This window comes from Mycobacterium sp. 050272 (assembly GCF_039023525.1).
Lineage (GTDB): Bacteria > Actinomycetota > Actinomycetes > Mycobacteriales > Mycobacteriaceae > Mycobacterium.
Map to the genome: position 1 here is coordinate 86,116 of NZ_JBCHKV010000017.1, position 12,713 is coordinate 98,828.

The 12,713-nt window shown below is 67.9% G+C and carries 14 protein-coding genes and 1 riboswitch; of the genes, 3 read left to right on the forward strand and 11 right to left on the reverse strand.

The genetic code is table 11. The features are described from left to right. Positions 1-399 precede the first annotated feature (399 nt). On the forward strand, positions 400-1,734 hold the full coding sequence (locus AAHS21_RS25685; protein ID WP_342930343.1) for a DUF349 domain-containing protein: 1,335 nt from the start codon (positions 400-402) through the stop codon (positions 1,732-1,734). Here AAHS21_RS25685 and AAHS21_RS25690 read toward each other — a convergent pair. The 5 genes from AAHS21_RS25690 to recA all read right to left on the reverse strand — a co-directional run bounded on the left by AAHS21_RS25690 (position 1,731) and on the right by recA (position 6,903). Then, positions 1,731-2,363: a hypothetical protein gene (locus AAHS21_RS25690; protein WP_342930344.1), complete on the reverse strand. Its 633-nt coding sequence runs from the start codon at positions 2,361-2,363 to the stop codon at positions 1,731-1,733. The two genes, AAHS21_RS25685 and AAHS21_RS25690, sit on opposite strands and share 4 nt — an antisense overlap. Beyond that, positions 2,351-3,877 (reverse strand): tRNA (N6-isopentenyl adenosine(37)-C2)-methylthiotransferase MiaB, encoded by a 1,527-nt coding sequence (gene miaB / locus AAHS21_RS25695; protein ID WP_342930345.1) that lies wholly within the window; start codon positions 3,875-3,877, stop codon positions 2,351-2,353. Before miaB ends, AAHS21_RS25690 begins: the two co-directional genes overlap by 13 nt. Positions 3,878-3,951: 74 nt before the next feature. Continuing rightward, positions 3,952-5,136 carry a PPE family protein gene (locus tag AAHS21_RS25700; protein ID WP_342930346.1) on the reverse strand — a complete coding sequence of 395 codons (1,185 nt, stop codon included), beginning with the start codon at positions 5,134-5,136 and terminating at the stop codon, positions 3,952-3,954. Positions 5,137-5,375: 239 nt separating this feature from the next. Then, on the reverse strand, positions 5,376-5,897 hold the full coding sequence (gene recX / locus AAHS21_RS25705) for a recombination regulator RecX (RefSeq protein ID WP_342930347.1): 522 nt from the start codon (positions 5,895-5,897) through the stop codon (positions 5,376-5,378). Beyond that, the gene (gene recA / locus AAHS21_RS25710) at positions 5,863-6,903 is read right to left on the reverse strand and encodes a recombinase RecA (protein WP_342930348.1); all 1,041 of its coding nucleotides are present in this window, start codon (positions 6,901-6,903) and stop codon (positions 5,863-5,865) included. The genes recX and recA overlap by 35 nt, the downstream gene beginning before the upstream one ends. Before the next feature lie 158 nt (positions 6,904-7,061). Further along, positions 7,062-7,198, forward strand: a riboswitch (cobalamin riboswitch). A 42-nt stretch (positions 7,199-7,240) separates the two neighbouring features. On the opposite strand from recA, the gene AAHS21_RS25715 reads away from it, so the two are divergent. Continuing rightward, the gene (locus AAHS21_RS25715; protein WP_342930349.1) at positions 7,241-7,915 is read left to right on the forward strand and encodes a (2Fe-2S)-binding protein; all 675 of its coding nucleotides are present in this window, start codon (positions 7,241-7,243) and stop codon (positions 7,913-7,915) included. 159 nt (positions 7,916-8,074) lie between these two features. On the opposite strand, the gene AAHS21_RS25720 is transcribed toward AAHS21_RS25715, so the two are convergent. Next, on the reverse strand, positions 8,075-8,281 hold the full coding sequence (locus tag AAHS21_RS25720; RefSeq protein ID WP_342930350.1) for a DUF3046 domain-containing protein: 207 nt from the start codon (positions 8,279-8,281) through the stop codon (positions 8,075-8,077). Positions 8,282-8,292: 11 nt separating this feature from the next. Then, on the reverse strand, positions 8,293-9,459 hold the full coding sequence (locus AAHS21_RS25725; RefSeq protein ID WP_342930351.1) for a glycosyltransferase: 1,167 nt from the start codon (positions 9,457-9,459) through the stop codon (positions 8,293-8,295). 49 nt (positions 9,460-9,508) lie between these two features. Here AAHS21_RS25725 and AAHS21_RS25730 point away from each other — a divergent pair, with 49 nt between their 5' ends. Continuing rightward, complete coding sequence (locus tag AAHS21_RS25730; protein ID WP_342930352.1) at positions 9,509-9,940, forward strand: limonene-1,2-epoxide hydrolase; 432 nt, start codon at positions 9,509-9,511, stop codon at positions 9,938-9,940. Here the strand turns inward: AAHS21_RS25730 and AAHS21_RS25735 are convergent. The 4 genes from AAHS21_RS25735 to pgsA all read right to left on the reverse strand — a co-directional run bounded on the left by AAHS21_RS25735 (position 9,937) and on the right by pgsA (position 12,678). After that, a complete protein-coding gene (locus AAHS21_RS25735; protein ID WP_342930353.1) occupies positions 9,937-10,746 on the reverse strand; it encodes a hypothetical protein in 810 nt (269 codons plus the stop codon). The genes AAHS21_RS25730 and AAHS21_RS25735 overlap by 4 nt on opposite strands. A gap of 15 nt (positions 10,747-10,761) precedes the next feature. Beyond that, positions 10,762-11,592 carry a phage shock protein PspA gene (gene pspA / locus AAHS21_RS25740; protein WP_096286338.1) on the reverse strand — a complete coding sequence of 277 codons (831 nt, stop codon included), beginning with the start codon at positions 11,590-11,592 and terminating at the stop codon, positions 10,762-10,764. A gap of 102 nt (positions 11,593-11,694) precedes the next feature. After that, positions 11,695-12,030, reverse strand: a complete 336-nt coding sequence (gene clgR / locus AAHS21_RS25745) for a transcriptional regulator ClgR (RefSeq protein WP_342930354.1) — start codon at positions 12,028-12,030, stop codon at positions 11,695-11,697. 57 nt (positions 12,031-12,087) lie between these two features. Then, positions 12,088-12,678, reverse strand: coding sequence for a CDP-diacylglycerol--glycerol-3-phosphate 3-phosphatidyltransferase (pgsA, locus tag AAHS21_RS25750; RefSeq protein WP_342930355.1), 591 nt, complete (start codon positions 12,676-12,678; stop codon positions 12,088-12,090). Positions 12,679-12,713: the final 35 nt, after the last annotated feature.

The following is a 12,713-nucleotide window of genomic DNA, read 5'->3' on the forward strand; positions in this document are numbered from 1 at the left end:
CGCCCTACGGCCCCGGCAACGGTGGAATCGAACCGTTACCCGCGTCCTACACCGGTCACTCGACGCCAGCACCAGCGTTTGCTGATCGTGACGCACCACGCCGAACTCAACGCGGGCACCGCGACGGATGTGCACCTCGTTGCAGGTGCGGTTTCTCTCCGAAGTCGAGCGCGGTTCACGGTAAAAATGCTGGGTGCACCCGCTGTTTCACAGGAGCTGTCAAGGCGGTGACGATCAGGTTGCGGCATACGGTCCGCCAAGCTGCTTGAATACTGGTGGAATCGGTGACGGAGCAGCTGTCGAGCGCAGCACGTCTCCCGACCGTAGAGGTGCCGCTACGCGCGGCAGGTGCGCGGGACAGCGAGCGCGCGAAAGGGTGCAAGAGATGGTGACGAGCGCATGACCGATGACGAGCCCCGCTCCAGCGACGCGCCCAAACCGGCACCCCGTCCCGGGCCGCGACCGGGTCCCCGCCCTGGGCCGACACCGCGACCCAGCGCCCACCCGGTGGTGTTGCCACCGGCCGGCAATCCACATCAGTACGGACGCGTCGACGACGACGGGACGGTCTGGTTGGTCAGCTCGGCCGGCGAACGCATCATCGGTTCCTGGCAGGCCGGCGACCGTGAGGCCGCATTCGCCCACTTCGGCAGGCGATTCGAGGACCTGAGCACCGAAGTCACGCTGATGGAGGAACGGCTGGCCTCCGGAAGCGGCGATGCCCGCAAGATCAAGGCCAACGCGGCCGCGCTGGCCCAGACGTTGCCGACGGCCTCGGTGCTGGGCGACGTCGACGCGCTCGCCGGCCGGCTGACCGTCCTGGTGGAGCACGCCGAAGCCTCGGTCGCCGCCGAACGCGCCCGCCGCGACGAGCATCGAGCCGCGCAGACCGCCCGCAAGGAGGCGCTGGCCGCCGAGGCCGAGGATCTGGCCGCCAACTCGACGCACTGGAAGGTCGCCGGGGACCGGATGCGCGAGATTCTCGATGAGTGGAAGACGATCACCGGACTGGATCGCAAGGTCGACGACGCGCTGTGGAAGCGCTATTCGGCCGCGCGCGAAGCGTTCAACCGGAGGCGGGGTTCGCACTTCGCTGAGTTGGACCGCGAGCGCGCGGGCGTGCGGCAGTCCAAGGAGCGACTGTGCGAGCGAGCCGAGGAGCTGTCCGATTCGACGGACTGGGCCGCGACGAGCGCCGAATTCCGCAATTTGCTGACCGAGTGGAAATCGGTGGGGCGCGCGACCCGTGAGGTCGACGACGCGCTGTGGAAGCGCTTCAAGGCTGCCCAGGATGCCTTCTTCTCCGCCCGTAATGCCGTGACAGCGGAGAAGGATCAGGAGTTGCGGGCCAACGCCACCGCCAAGGAGGCGCTGCTGGCCGAGGCCGAGAAGATCGACACCAGCAACCACGAAGCGGCCCGGGCGGCATTGCGGTCGATCGCCGACAAATGGGACGCGATCGGCAAGGTGCCCCGGGAACGGTCAGCCGACCTGGAGCGGCGGCTGCGTGCCGTCGAGAAGAAGGTGCGCGACGCCGGCGAATCGAATTGGTCTGACCCCGAAGCGCAGGCACGCGCCGAGCAGTTCGCCACCCGCGCCGAGCATTACGAGCAGCAGGCCCGCAAGGCGGCCGCGGCCGGCCGAACCAAGGAAGCCGAAGAGGCGCAAGCCAACGCCGAACAATGGCGGCAGTGGGCGCAAGCGGCCGCCGAGGCGCTGACCCGTAGGTCCTAGCGACCCGCCGCCTGGTCCGGCGGCGGCGCCTGGACGTCGGGACCATCGGGGATGTCCGGGTCACCCAGGCTCTCCAGCAGCGTCCTGGACTGTTGCTCGGCGCTGACCCGGCGCCGCTGCTCCTCGGCCGCGAGTTGCACGATCGTGCGCGACCACACCACGCGGGCCCAGTGGAACGTCAAGAGGATCACCGTGATCCACGCGACCCACAGCCCGATCCCCGGGCCGGGATGACCGGCCGCCGCGGTCTGGCGCGACCACACCGCCAACAACCCGGTCGCGCTGGCTATCGACGAGCCCGCCAGCGCGATCCAGGCCAGCGCCCAGCGCCGGGTCAGTAGTGCCAGCATCGAGAACCCGACACCGAAAACCAGTGTGAACCAGAGGAATACCTTCGACGGCAGCGACAACGCGGCCGCACCGGCGCCGTGGCTGCTGAACAATACATCCCAGCCGCGGACCTGGCCGGTATGCGGCAAGATGAACGATCCGAGCAGCACGAACACCAGGATGGCGACGATCAATGCCCTTGGGCCGGGGTCGATTTCGCGTGCAACGCGGCGTTCGGCGGCCTCGATCTCGGAGCGCAGCGCATCAAGATCCGGATGTTCGTTCGTCATCGGGTACATCCCTGGGTTTCGACTGTTTGAATTGCCGGCCCAATGCCGGGCATGCCCAAACCGACACCGCCGGCGCGCCGTCCGGCGGCGTGCCCGTCACCGGCCCGGGTGCGGCGGTGGGTCAGGATGCCGGCGTCGGCGATCAGGTGGTGCGGGGCGGCCCCGGTGACCACGGTGGTGATGATGTCTCCGGGGCGCACCGGGGTGTCGGCGGTGAAGTGCACCAGCCGGCCGTCACGGGCGCGCCCGGTCATGCGAGCGGTGCGCGCGTCCTTGCGGCCCTCGCCGGTCGCGACCAGCAATTCGACCTGCCGGCCGACCAGTTCGCGGTTGCCCTCCAGCGAAATTTGCTCCTGCAATTCGACCAGCCGCATATAGCGTTCCTGCACAACGTCTTTCGGCAGCTGTCCGTCGAGTTCGGCGGCCGGGGTTCCGGGCCGCTTCGAGTACTGGAAGGTGAACGCGGCCGCAAACCGGGCCTGGCGCACCACGTCGAGGGTGGCCGCGAAGTCCTCCTCGGTTTCGCCGGGGAATCCGACGATCAGGTCGGTGGTGATGGCCGCGTGCGGCATCGCCGTGCGCACGCGGTCGATGATGCCGAGGTAGCGTTGCGCGCGATACGAGCGCCGCATCGCCCGCAGCACCCGGTCCGACCCCGACTGCAACGGCATATGCAGGGCCGGGCACACGTTGGGCGTCTGAGCCATCGCATCGATGACGTCGTCGGTGAACTCTGCCGGGTGCGGGGAGGTGAACCGCACGCGTTCCAGTCCGTCGATGTCCCCGCAGGCGCGCAGCAGCTCGGCGAAGGCGCCGCGGTTGCGGGACACAGCGGGATCGGCGAACGAGACACCGTATGCGTTGACGTTCTGCCCGAGCAGCGTGACTTCCAGGACGCCGTCGGCCACCAACGATCGCACTTCGGCGAGAATGTCGGCCGGGCTGCGGTCGACCTCCTTGCCGCGCAGCGACGGGACGATGCAGAACGTGCAGCTGTTGTTGCAGCCGACAGAGATGGAAACCCAAGCAGCATAGGCGGATTCGCGGGCGCTCGGCAGCGACGATGGAAATTCCTGCAGCGCCTCGACGATCTCCACCTGGGCGACCTTGTTGTGCCGGGCCCGCTCCAGCAGGGTGGGCAGCGACCCGATGTTGTGCGTGCCGAAGACCACATCGACCCAGGGCGCCTTGCGCAGCAGGGAGTCTCGGTCTTTCTGGGCCAGGCAACCACCGACGGCGATCTGGAAGTCGGGGTTGTCGCGTTTGCGCGGGGCCAGGTGGCTGATGTTTCCGTACAGCTTGTTGTCGGCGTTTTCGCGCACCGCGCAGGTGTTGAAGACCACCACATCGGCGTCGGCGCCCTCGTCGGCGCGTTGGTAACCGGCGGCCTCGAGCAGACCCGCCAACCGCTCGGAGTCGTGGACGTTCATCTGGCAGCCGTAGGTGCGAACCTGATAGGTGCGCCCCGACCCCGTCGCGGGCCCGGCCAGGCTCGCGGCGTCCGGTGCCACGGTCGAAGTCACGGGGCCATGGTACGGCGACCGGGGCCTACCCCATGAACCCCCAGCTAGACGCGGCGGCGTTCGCGCTGGCAGCCCTACCCGGATGCGGCTTCGCCCAGGCCCGCGGCCAGGTCTGCGCCGGTGACGCCGCGGAACCACTGCCCGAGCAGTTCCGCGTTGAGTTGGGGTTGGATTCCGGAGGTTCCGGCCAGGCCCGGTGAGCCGGCCACTCCGGGTACAGCGGCTATTCCAGCGCTTGATGTCCCCGCGGTCACCGGCGCCACCGGGGTCACGGCTGCGGGGGCGACGTTGATGCTGCTTTGCGCTGCGACAGTGAGGACGCCGGTGCTTGGGCTCCAGGTGAACGCGTTGGCGGCGCCCGTGACGTCAACGGCGCTCTGCGAGACGGTCAACGACGCCACCGTAGTGCCGTTGTTCAGCACATACACCGAGCCGCTCTCGACGGTGAAGCTCATGGCTCCGGTCGTCGAATATGACGGAAAGAAGAAACCGCCGGGGTCAAGGGTGATGGTGTCGCCCACGATGCTGCCGCCGCCCACGTTCGAGGTGCCCCCCTGGATGACGTGAATGACGGCACCGTTGTTCGAGGCAAAACCTCGCGGAAATCCGCGTACGACCTGAGCGCTGACGCCGGGATTGAAGGTGACCCGCGCGTTGCCCGGCTGAAGGTTGATGATGTTGCCGGGTTGCAGGGTGGGGTCCGCGAGTCGCGCGAGGTCACTCGATGCGTTCGACTTGGTGGTCTGAGGTGGCTCGCCAAAGGAGGCCAGTGTGCTCGCCGACTCCGAATCGCCGGCGTAGGCATACATCGCGGTGGCGTCTTGGACCCACATCTCCATGTACTGGACTTCGGTGACCGCGATCGCGGGGGTGTTCTGCCCGAAGAAGTTAGTCGCCACCAAGACCGCCAGCTGTGCCCGGTTAGCCTCGATCACCGGCGGGGGCACGGTCAACGCGAAGGCTGTTTCGTAGGCAGCGACCGCGTCATACGCCTGGGCGGCGGTTTGCCCGGCGTACGACGCACTGGCATGCAACCACTGCACGTAGGGGCCGGCCGCGGCCGTCATCAGCATCGATGACGGGCCGAGCCATGCCTGGCCGGTCAGCGCCGCAAGCTCTGAGGCATACCCGCCGGCGGTGGACTCCAGCGCGGCCGCCACCGCGTCCCAACCGGCGGCGGCCGCCAACATCGGTCCCGCCCCAGGTCCTGAATACATCAGCCCGGAGTTGAGCTCCGGCGGCATTAACGCAAAGTCCATCGCCGTGTGTCCTCCGCTTTTCAGCTACCTGCGCCGCATCAGCCGGGGTGAACATGCGATGCCCCGGCTATCTGAGCCCCCACCCGTGAGGCCTCAGCTAGCTAAACGGGCGTGGCTGAACTCCCCGTGACAGCACGCCGAAGCACTCACGAAGCTAAGCGGTCGACGAAAAAGACGCGGGCGTCAATATTTCGCGGACGTGTCGAATGCCGGTCCAGCCGAACCTGAGAATTAATCGACTAGACCCGGCGGCGTTCCCGTTCGGCGTTCAGCTCGGCGAGGACAACCTCGCAGGCCAGGTTCTGGCCATAGCCACGGCGAGCCAGCATGCCCACCAGCCGGCGGGTGATCCGCGCGTCGTCCCCGCTCAGCGTTTCCCGCCGCAGCTTGGCCCGCACCAATTCTTCGGCCCGGCTTCGCTCGGCACCGGCGTCGATCGTGGCCAGTGCGGTATTGATGACCTCTTTGTCGACTCCCTTGGTGTGCAGCTCGGCGGCCAACGCGCGCCTGCTTTTCCCCGCGTGCGCGTGCCGGGACCGCACCCACTGCTCGGCGAAGTCCCGGTCGTCCACCAGCCCGACAGCGGCCAGCCGGTCGAGCACCCGAGCACTGACGTCGTCGGGGTATCCACGTTTGGCGAGCTGGCCGGACAACTCGGCCCGGGTGCGCGACCTCGCGGTGAGCAGGCGCAGGCACAGCGCCCGCGCCTGCTCCTCGCGGGCAGGCTCAGAAATCGACGGGGGCGGGGAGGACGTCGTCATCGGTCAGTACCGCGCCAATGCCCAACTTTTCCTTGATCTTCTTCTCGATCTCGTTGGCGATATCGGCGTTCTCCACCAGGAAGTTGCGGACGTTCTCCTTGCCCTGGCCGAGCTGCTCGCCCTCATAGGTGAACCAGGAACCGGACTTGCGGATGAAGCCCTGATCCACACCCATGTCGATCAGCGACCCCTCCCTGCTGATGCCGCGGCCGTAGAGGATGTCGAACTCGGCCTGCTTGAACGGCGGCGACACCTTGTTCTTGACGACCTTGACCCGGGTGCGGTTACCGACCGCATCGGTGCCGTCCTTGAGTGTCTCGATCCGGCGCACATCCAGGCGCACCGACGCGTAGAACTTCAAAGCCTTTCCACCCGTGGTGGTTTCGGGGCTGCCGAACATCACCCCGATCTTCTCGCGGAGCTGGTTGATGAAGATCGCGGTGGTCCCCGAATTGTTCAGTGCGCCAGTCATTTTCCGCAGTGCCTGGCTCATCAGCCGGGCTTGTAGCCCGACGTGGCTGTCACCCATCTCGCCCTCGAGTTCCGCGCGCGGCACCAATGCGGCCACCGAGTCGATGACCAGAATGTCCAGGGCGCCGGAGCGGATCAGCATGTCGGCGATCTCGAGGGCCTGCTCACCGGTGTCGGGCTGGCTGACCAGCAAGGAATCGGTGTCGACGCCGAGTTTCCTGGCGTAATCCGGGTCCAGGGCGTGCTCGGCGTCGATGAACGCCGCAACACCCCCGGCAGCCTGGGCATTGGCCACCGCGTGCAGGGCGACGGTCGTCTTACCCGAGGATTCCGGGCCGTAGATCTCCACGACCCGGCCGCGTGGCAGGCCGCCGATGCCCAGGGCCACGTCCAATGCGATGGATCCGGTCGGAATGACCGAGATCGGCTGACGCTGCTCGTCGCCGAGACGCATCACCGAGCCTTTGCCGTAGCTCTTCTCGATCTGGGCCATCGCCAGTTCGAGAGCCTTCTCACGGTCGGGCGCTTGCGCCATGGTGCTCTCCTATAGTCGGTGTTCTTCTGACCGGTATCGGTCGGTTGGCCGTGACACTAGAGATGGCCACCGACAAGTCGTCGCCTTCTTCGAGTGATCCCCACAGTAGACGAACACCTGTTCGATTCAAGTTCGACACGCCGGACCGGCTGCGTGTGGCAATATCGGCTACCGACAGTGCGCCGACGGGCCTGCATGAAGAGGAAACCGGTGCGAATCCGGTGCGGTCCCGCCACTGTGATCGGGCACGTTGCGACCCGAGAGCCAGATACTCTCCGCCGGCGCTTCCTCACTAGACGCTGGGGCGGATCTCCCCAGAGAGGCTGGTTGCGCACGCATGGATATCTCCGGTGAGCTTGCCGAAATATCTTCCTATAAAGGGTTTTTCGCACTGACTGTGGGCGGCGGGGCGACAGGATGGCACCCGATCCGTCAGGACTACGCCGATGGCTTTGCGGGTTTGATCGACACCACGGCTCAGCGCTACCACACGACGGACCTGCGGATCGGCGCCTCCCTGGTCCATCTCGGCCACGCCACCCGGTTGTGGTCACCGGCGCTGGCCTGCGCGTTGGCCCACGGCGTCGTCCCGGACCTGCAACACCTGGAACGTGCCGACGACGGGGCGCAGCTGCGCCTGCCCGAGCCCGTCGGAGAGCCGGTCGCGGACAGTGCGGCCGAGTTGTATCGCCTTGTGGTGCAACACCATATGCAGCCGTTTGCGGCCGGCCTGCGGGTAAAACTGGCGCCCGCCCTGGTGGCGGGCAACATCGCGTCCGCACTCGTCGGCGCATCGCGGGCGCTGCTCGCGGCCCGACCGGACCTGCGGGCACGGATCGTCGAGATCACCGCGTCCCTGCTCGACACCGGCGTGCTGTCCGGATCCGGCATCATCACCGGCTCACACCTGAGCTTCAAGCGCGACAGCTGCTGCCTGTTCTATCGCCTGCCCGGGCGATCGGTCTGCGGTGACTGCGTGTTTCGCCAGGCACCGCGCTCGACCCGGCGTTGAGTGAGCGGCCAAAGCGTCGAGTGTGCGGCCCCGGCGCTGAGCGTGCGCGCCCACGGCGCGGTTTCGGCCGATTCACCGCCCTGGCCGCACCCGCAAATCCGCCAGCGCACCCGCAAAGCCTCCAGCGCACACTCGACGGGAAGCTGGCGAGCTAAAAGCTCACCATTGCTCGCGGGGCACGTCGAAGTCGACGCACAACGCCCGCCAGACGTCGCGGGGTTCGATGCCGTCCTCGATCGCCTGGGCGGCGGTGCGGCCGTCAAAACCCGGCAGCACGTGATCTACCAGTACCGATGCGCCGTAGGCAGCACCGAATCGCAGCACCACCCGCTCGTTGAACTCCGTCAGCCGCACGCCAGCCAACATACCGAGCCCGGCTATTTCGCGAGCGCCAGCGCTTGGTGGCACACCCGAACCGGGTCGGCGACGCGGTGGATACCGGACGCGGCGGTGCGTGCGGCATCGCGGTAGCTCGGCGTGGACAACACCTCGTTGACCGCGTCGGCCAGCGCATCGGCGGTCAGCGGCCGAATCAGCCGCGCGCTCCCCTGCCGCTGCACCCGGTTGGCGATCTCCCACTGATCCCCGCCGCCGGGAACCACCACCAGCGGTACCCCGGCCAGCAGCGTCTTGGCGACCATGCCGTGGCCGCCGCCGCAGATCACGACGTCGGCATGACAGAGCAACTCGTCCTGACGGCCCAGCCCGACAACCGCCCACGGTGGCACCGTCAGATCCGGTCCGTTCAACCGCGACACCAGCAGGCGCGAACCCGCCGGCAACGTCTCCCCCGGCGTCAGGCACCCCAGCGCGACTTCGGCAAGACCCTCGGTCCCGATCAAGGCGGTCGACGGCGCGATGACGATCACCGGCCCGGAGTCAGCCGGGACCTCGAGGATGCGATCGGTCGGCTCGAAGTGCAGCGGACCGACGACGACGGCCTCGGCCGGCCAGTCCGGACGGGACACCTCCAGCGCGGGCAGCGTCGCGATCAGCCGTCGCAGCGGACCGGGATCGCGCGCCGGCAGTCCGATCTCGGTGCGCGCCATCTCGCGCTGCTGCAGACCCGCGCGCACCGAGCGCGCCGTCAGCGCCCGCATCGCGGCGTCGCGCAGCCAGCCGCGAATGCCGGTACCCGGCGCCAGCCCGCTGCCGATCGGCGGCAACCCGCGAGACGGCAGGTACAGCGGGTGCGGGTTGAGCTCGATCCAGGGGATCCCGAGCAGCTCGGCGGCCATGCCACCGCCGGCGGTGATGACGTCGGACACCACCAGGTCGGGCGCCAGCTCGCGCAGCGCCGCGACATTGAGCACCGCCATTCGCGCCGCGCGCCGGTGGATTCGGGCCCCGGCGTCGACGTCTTCGTCGGTCGCGGCCAGCCCGTCGAGCGCGAATGCCTCGATGCCGACGTCGCGGGCGGCTTGCAGCCATTCCTCGCCGGTGAACAGGCTCGGCTCATCGCCCGCGTCCCGGAAGCGCTGACACAACGCGATCGCGGGAAACGAGTGCCCGGGATCAGGCCCGGCGACCACGGCGACTCGCACCGCCTTACCCTGCCACAGTGCCTCACGGGGACGCGCCTACGCTGGCACCATGACCGAGCTGACCGGAACAGCCGTCGCGAACACGCGCACGGTCGAGACTTTTCTCAACGCCCTGATGGACGCGGACTTCGACACCGCGGATGCCTCGCTGGACGACAACCTCGTCTACGAAAACGTCGGATTGCCGACAATCCACGGCCGTGCCCGAGCCATGAAGCTGTTCCGCCGAATGGACGGCCGCGCCGGATTCGAGGTGAAGATTCACCGCATTGCCGCCGACGGTGCCGCGGTGCTCACCGAACGCAGCGATGCACTGATCCTGGGCCCGCTACGGCTGCAGTTCTGGGTGTGTGGCGTGTTCGAGGTCCACAACGGACGTATCACGTTGTGGCGGGACTACTTTGACTTCTTCGATATGACCAAGGCGTTGCTGCGTGGGGTGGCCGCGCTGGTGGTGCCGTCGCTGCGAGCGTCGTTCTAGCGTCGCGGTAACCCACCGAGTTCGTCGAACGCCTGGGCCCAGCCGGTCAGGCGGTCGGTAGCCTCGACCAGCTCGGCCCGGTAGCGCTGGTGTGCATCCGCTAGCCCATCACCGTTCGCCGAGGAAACCAATTGCGCTGCGGCGGTGACCATTTCGTTGTACTGCCGGACGCCGGCGCCCAGCTGCGCGGTAAACGCGTTGATACTGGGCACCAGATACGCGCGCGACGACTCCGAGTTGTGCGCCGCGCGCTCCATCGACACCACCTCCGCGGCGGTCGAGGCCATCGCCGCCGAGGTCCTGTTCGCCGCCGCGGTCAAGTCGCTGATCTCGGCCGACGGCAACATCGCGCCTCGCTCGATGACGCCCAACAGTGAGAAGAACCCGCGCTCGGAGGCGCCCAGCGCATACATCGCCGGTCGCGCCGCGGAGCCGGGTGGCGGCAACCGGCGGGCATTGGCGGGCCGGCTGGCCGGCAGCGGCTCGGCCTTCAGCCAGTGGTAGCGAAAGAACAGCAGCGTCGCGGGAATCGTCTCGAGCACCGCGATCCCGCCGGTGATCTGCAGCAGCAATACGAACCAGCCCCACCACGCGAGCACCGCCGTGACCAAGCCCCAGAACACGCTGCCCACGGTGAAGATCCAGGCCCAGCGCAGGGCACGACGGCGGCGGCGCAGCAGCCGCGCTCGCGGGTCGGCGGCGGCGCTGATCTTCTGCGCGACGAAGCCGGTGAGGTCGGCGGCGGTTTCCAGCCCCTGCTGCAGCAGTGCGCGCCAAAGCCCGCGCTGCGTTGCCTTCACCGCCATGTCACACCGGCCGGGCTACTGGCCGAAGGGTTTCTCGGCCACCTGCCCGCCGGCACCCTCGGCCGGCGCGGGGGTGGCCGGCGTGGCTCCGGGAGCCGCTGCGGTTCCACCCGTTGGCAGCGCCTCGCCACGCATCGACGCCCGAATTTGCTCGAGCCGCGAGTGACCCGCCATCTCGACGCTGGCCTGCTGGACCTCGAGCATGCGACCCTGCACCGAATTCTGGGCCAGCTCTGCCGAGCCGATCGCGTTGGCGTAGCGCCGTTCGATCTTGTCGCGCACCTCGTCGAGGCTCGGCGTGTTGCCCGGCGCGGCGATCTCGCTCATCGACCGCAGCGACGCGCTGACCTGCTCCTGCATCTTGGCCTGCTCCAGCTGGCTGAGCAGCTTGGTGCGCTCGGCGATCTTCTGCTGCAACACCATGGCGTTGCGCTCGACCGCCTTCTTGGCCTGTGCCGCCGCGCCCAGGGCCTGGTCATGCAACGTCTTGAGGTCTTCCACGCTCTGCTCGGCGGTGACCAGCTGAGCCGCGAACGCCTCGGCGGCGTTGGTGTACTCGGCGGCCTTGGCGGCATCTCCGCCGGCGGTGGCCTGGTCGGCCAGCGTCAGCGCCTGGCGCACGTTGACTTGCAGCTTCTCGATGTCGGCCAGTTGCCGGTTGAGCCGCATTTCCAGCTGGCGCTGGTTGCCGATCACCTGCGCGGCTTGTTGGGTCAGCGCCTGATGGGTGCGCTGGGCTTCCTCGATGGCCTGCTGAATCTGGATCTTGGGGTCGGCGTGCTCGTCAATTTTCGCGTTGAACAGCGCCATGACGTATTTCCACGCTTTGACGAACGGATTGGCCATGAGTTAGCTCCACCTTCGTTTCTTCGTGCCGGAGGACCCCTGCTGAGCCCTGGCGATCACCCTGCCGCTCAATTTAACGGGTTGGCGCCGTTCGCCCCACCCTCAGGCCACCGCGAGCGACGCGACCTGCGGGATGACGACCTTCGTGGTGGCGTCGATGGTGGACGCACTGGCCTCGGCGCTCTGCGCGGCCGCGGCGCGTTCCTCGTCCGCCATTCGCTCGCCGGCGTCGGTGAGCACCGTCGACAGCGGGACGTCCAGCGCGTCGCAGATGGCGTTCAGCAGCTCGCTGGAGGCCTCCTTGCGGCCACGCTCCACCTCCGAGAGGTAACCGAGGCTCACCCGCGCGGTGTCCGACACCTCGCGCAGCGTCCGGCCCTGGGTCGTTCGGGCCAGGCGCAGCACCTCGCCGATGACCTCGCGCACCAATGGCGACATCCTGCTCTCCTTCGTCCGGCAAAGCTGCTTCATCAGGTCAACGCCGGCAGCTGCCGTCTAGGTTCCCGTCCGCCGCACTTCCTTGACGGTCGACAACACGTAGTCGATCCCGGTGACCACGGTCAGCACGATCGCGGCTCCCATCACCACCGACGCGCCGACCAGGAACGGTCCCGACAGCGGCAGCACGAACAACCCGATCGCCACCGCTTGCACAAAAGTCTTCAGTTTGCCGCCCCAGCTGGCCGGAATGACGCCGCGGCGAATCACGGCCAGCCGCAACAGCGTCACACCGATCTCGCGGGTCAGGATCAGCACGGTCACCCACCAGGGCAGGTCGCCGAGCATCGATAGTCCGACCAGCGCCGACCCGATCAGCATCTTGTCGGCGATCGGATCGACGAACGCCCCGAATTCCGTCGCCATGCCGTAGTTACGGGCCAGCAGGCCGTCCAGCCGGTCGGTGATACACGCCACCGCGAACACCACGAAAGCCACGATCCGCGCGACGGTTTCGTGTCCGCCGCCGGCGAACAAAGCGAGCAGGAAGATCGGAACCAGTACCAGCCGCACCAACGTGAGGACATTGGCCAGGTTGGCGATGCTGACGCGTCCTGCCACCGGTCCTGTCTGCGGCTGCCCCGACACGGCACCAGAATAACGGTTGACCAGCACAGCCGCCC

Excerpts from the sequence above, each read along its gene's own strand:
- AAHS21_RS25685 (WP_342930343.1), top strand. The coding sequence starts at position 400 with ATGACCGATGACGAGCCCCGCTCCAGCGACGCGCCCAAACCGGCACCC.
- AAHS21_RS25690 (WP_342930344.1), bottom strand. The coding sequence starts at position 2,363 with ATGTACCCGATGACGAACGAACATCCGGATCTTGATGCGCTGCGCTCC.
- AAHS21_RS25700 (WP_342930346.1), bottom strand. The coding sequence starts at position 5,136 with ATGGACTTTGCGTTAATGCCGCCGGAGCTCAACTCCGGGCTGATGTAT.
- recX (WP_342930347.1), bottom strand. The coding sequence starts at position 5,897 with ATGACGACGTCCTCCCCGCCCCCGTCGATTTCTGAGCCTGCCCGCGAG.
- recA (WP_342930348.1), bottom strand. The coding sequence starts at position 6,903 with ATGGCGCAAGCGCCCGACCGTGAGAAGGCTCTCGAACTGGCGATGGCC.
- AAHS21_RS25715 (WP_342930349.1), top strand. The coding sequence starts at position 7,241 with ATGGATATCTCCGGTGAGCTTGCCGAAATATCTTCCTATAAAGGGTTT.
- AAHS21_RS25720 (WP_342930350.1), bottom strand. The coding sequence starts at position 8,281 with ATGTTGGCTGGCGTGCGGCTGACGGAGTTCAACGAGCGGGTGGTGCTG.
- AAHS21_RS25730 (WP_342930352.1), top strand. The coding sequence starts at position 9,509 with ATGACCGAGCTGACCGGAACAGCCGTCGCGAACACGCGCACGGTCGAG.
- AAHS21_RS25735 (WP_342930353.1), bottom strand. The coding sequence starts at position 10,746 with ATGGCGGTGAAGGCAACGCAGCGCGGGCTTTGGCGCGCACTGCTGCAG.
- pspA (WP_096286338.1), bottom strand. The coding sequence starts at position 11,592 with ATGGCCAATCCGTTCGTCAAAGCGTGGAAATACGTCATGGCGCTGTTC.
- clgR (WP_342930354.1), bottom strand. The coding sequence starts at position 12,030 with ATGTCGCCATTGGTGCGCGAGGTCATCGGCGAGGTGCTGCGCCTGGCC.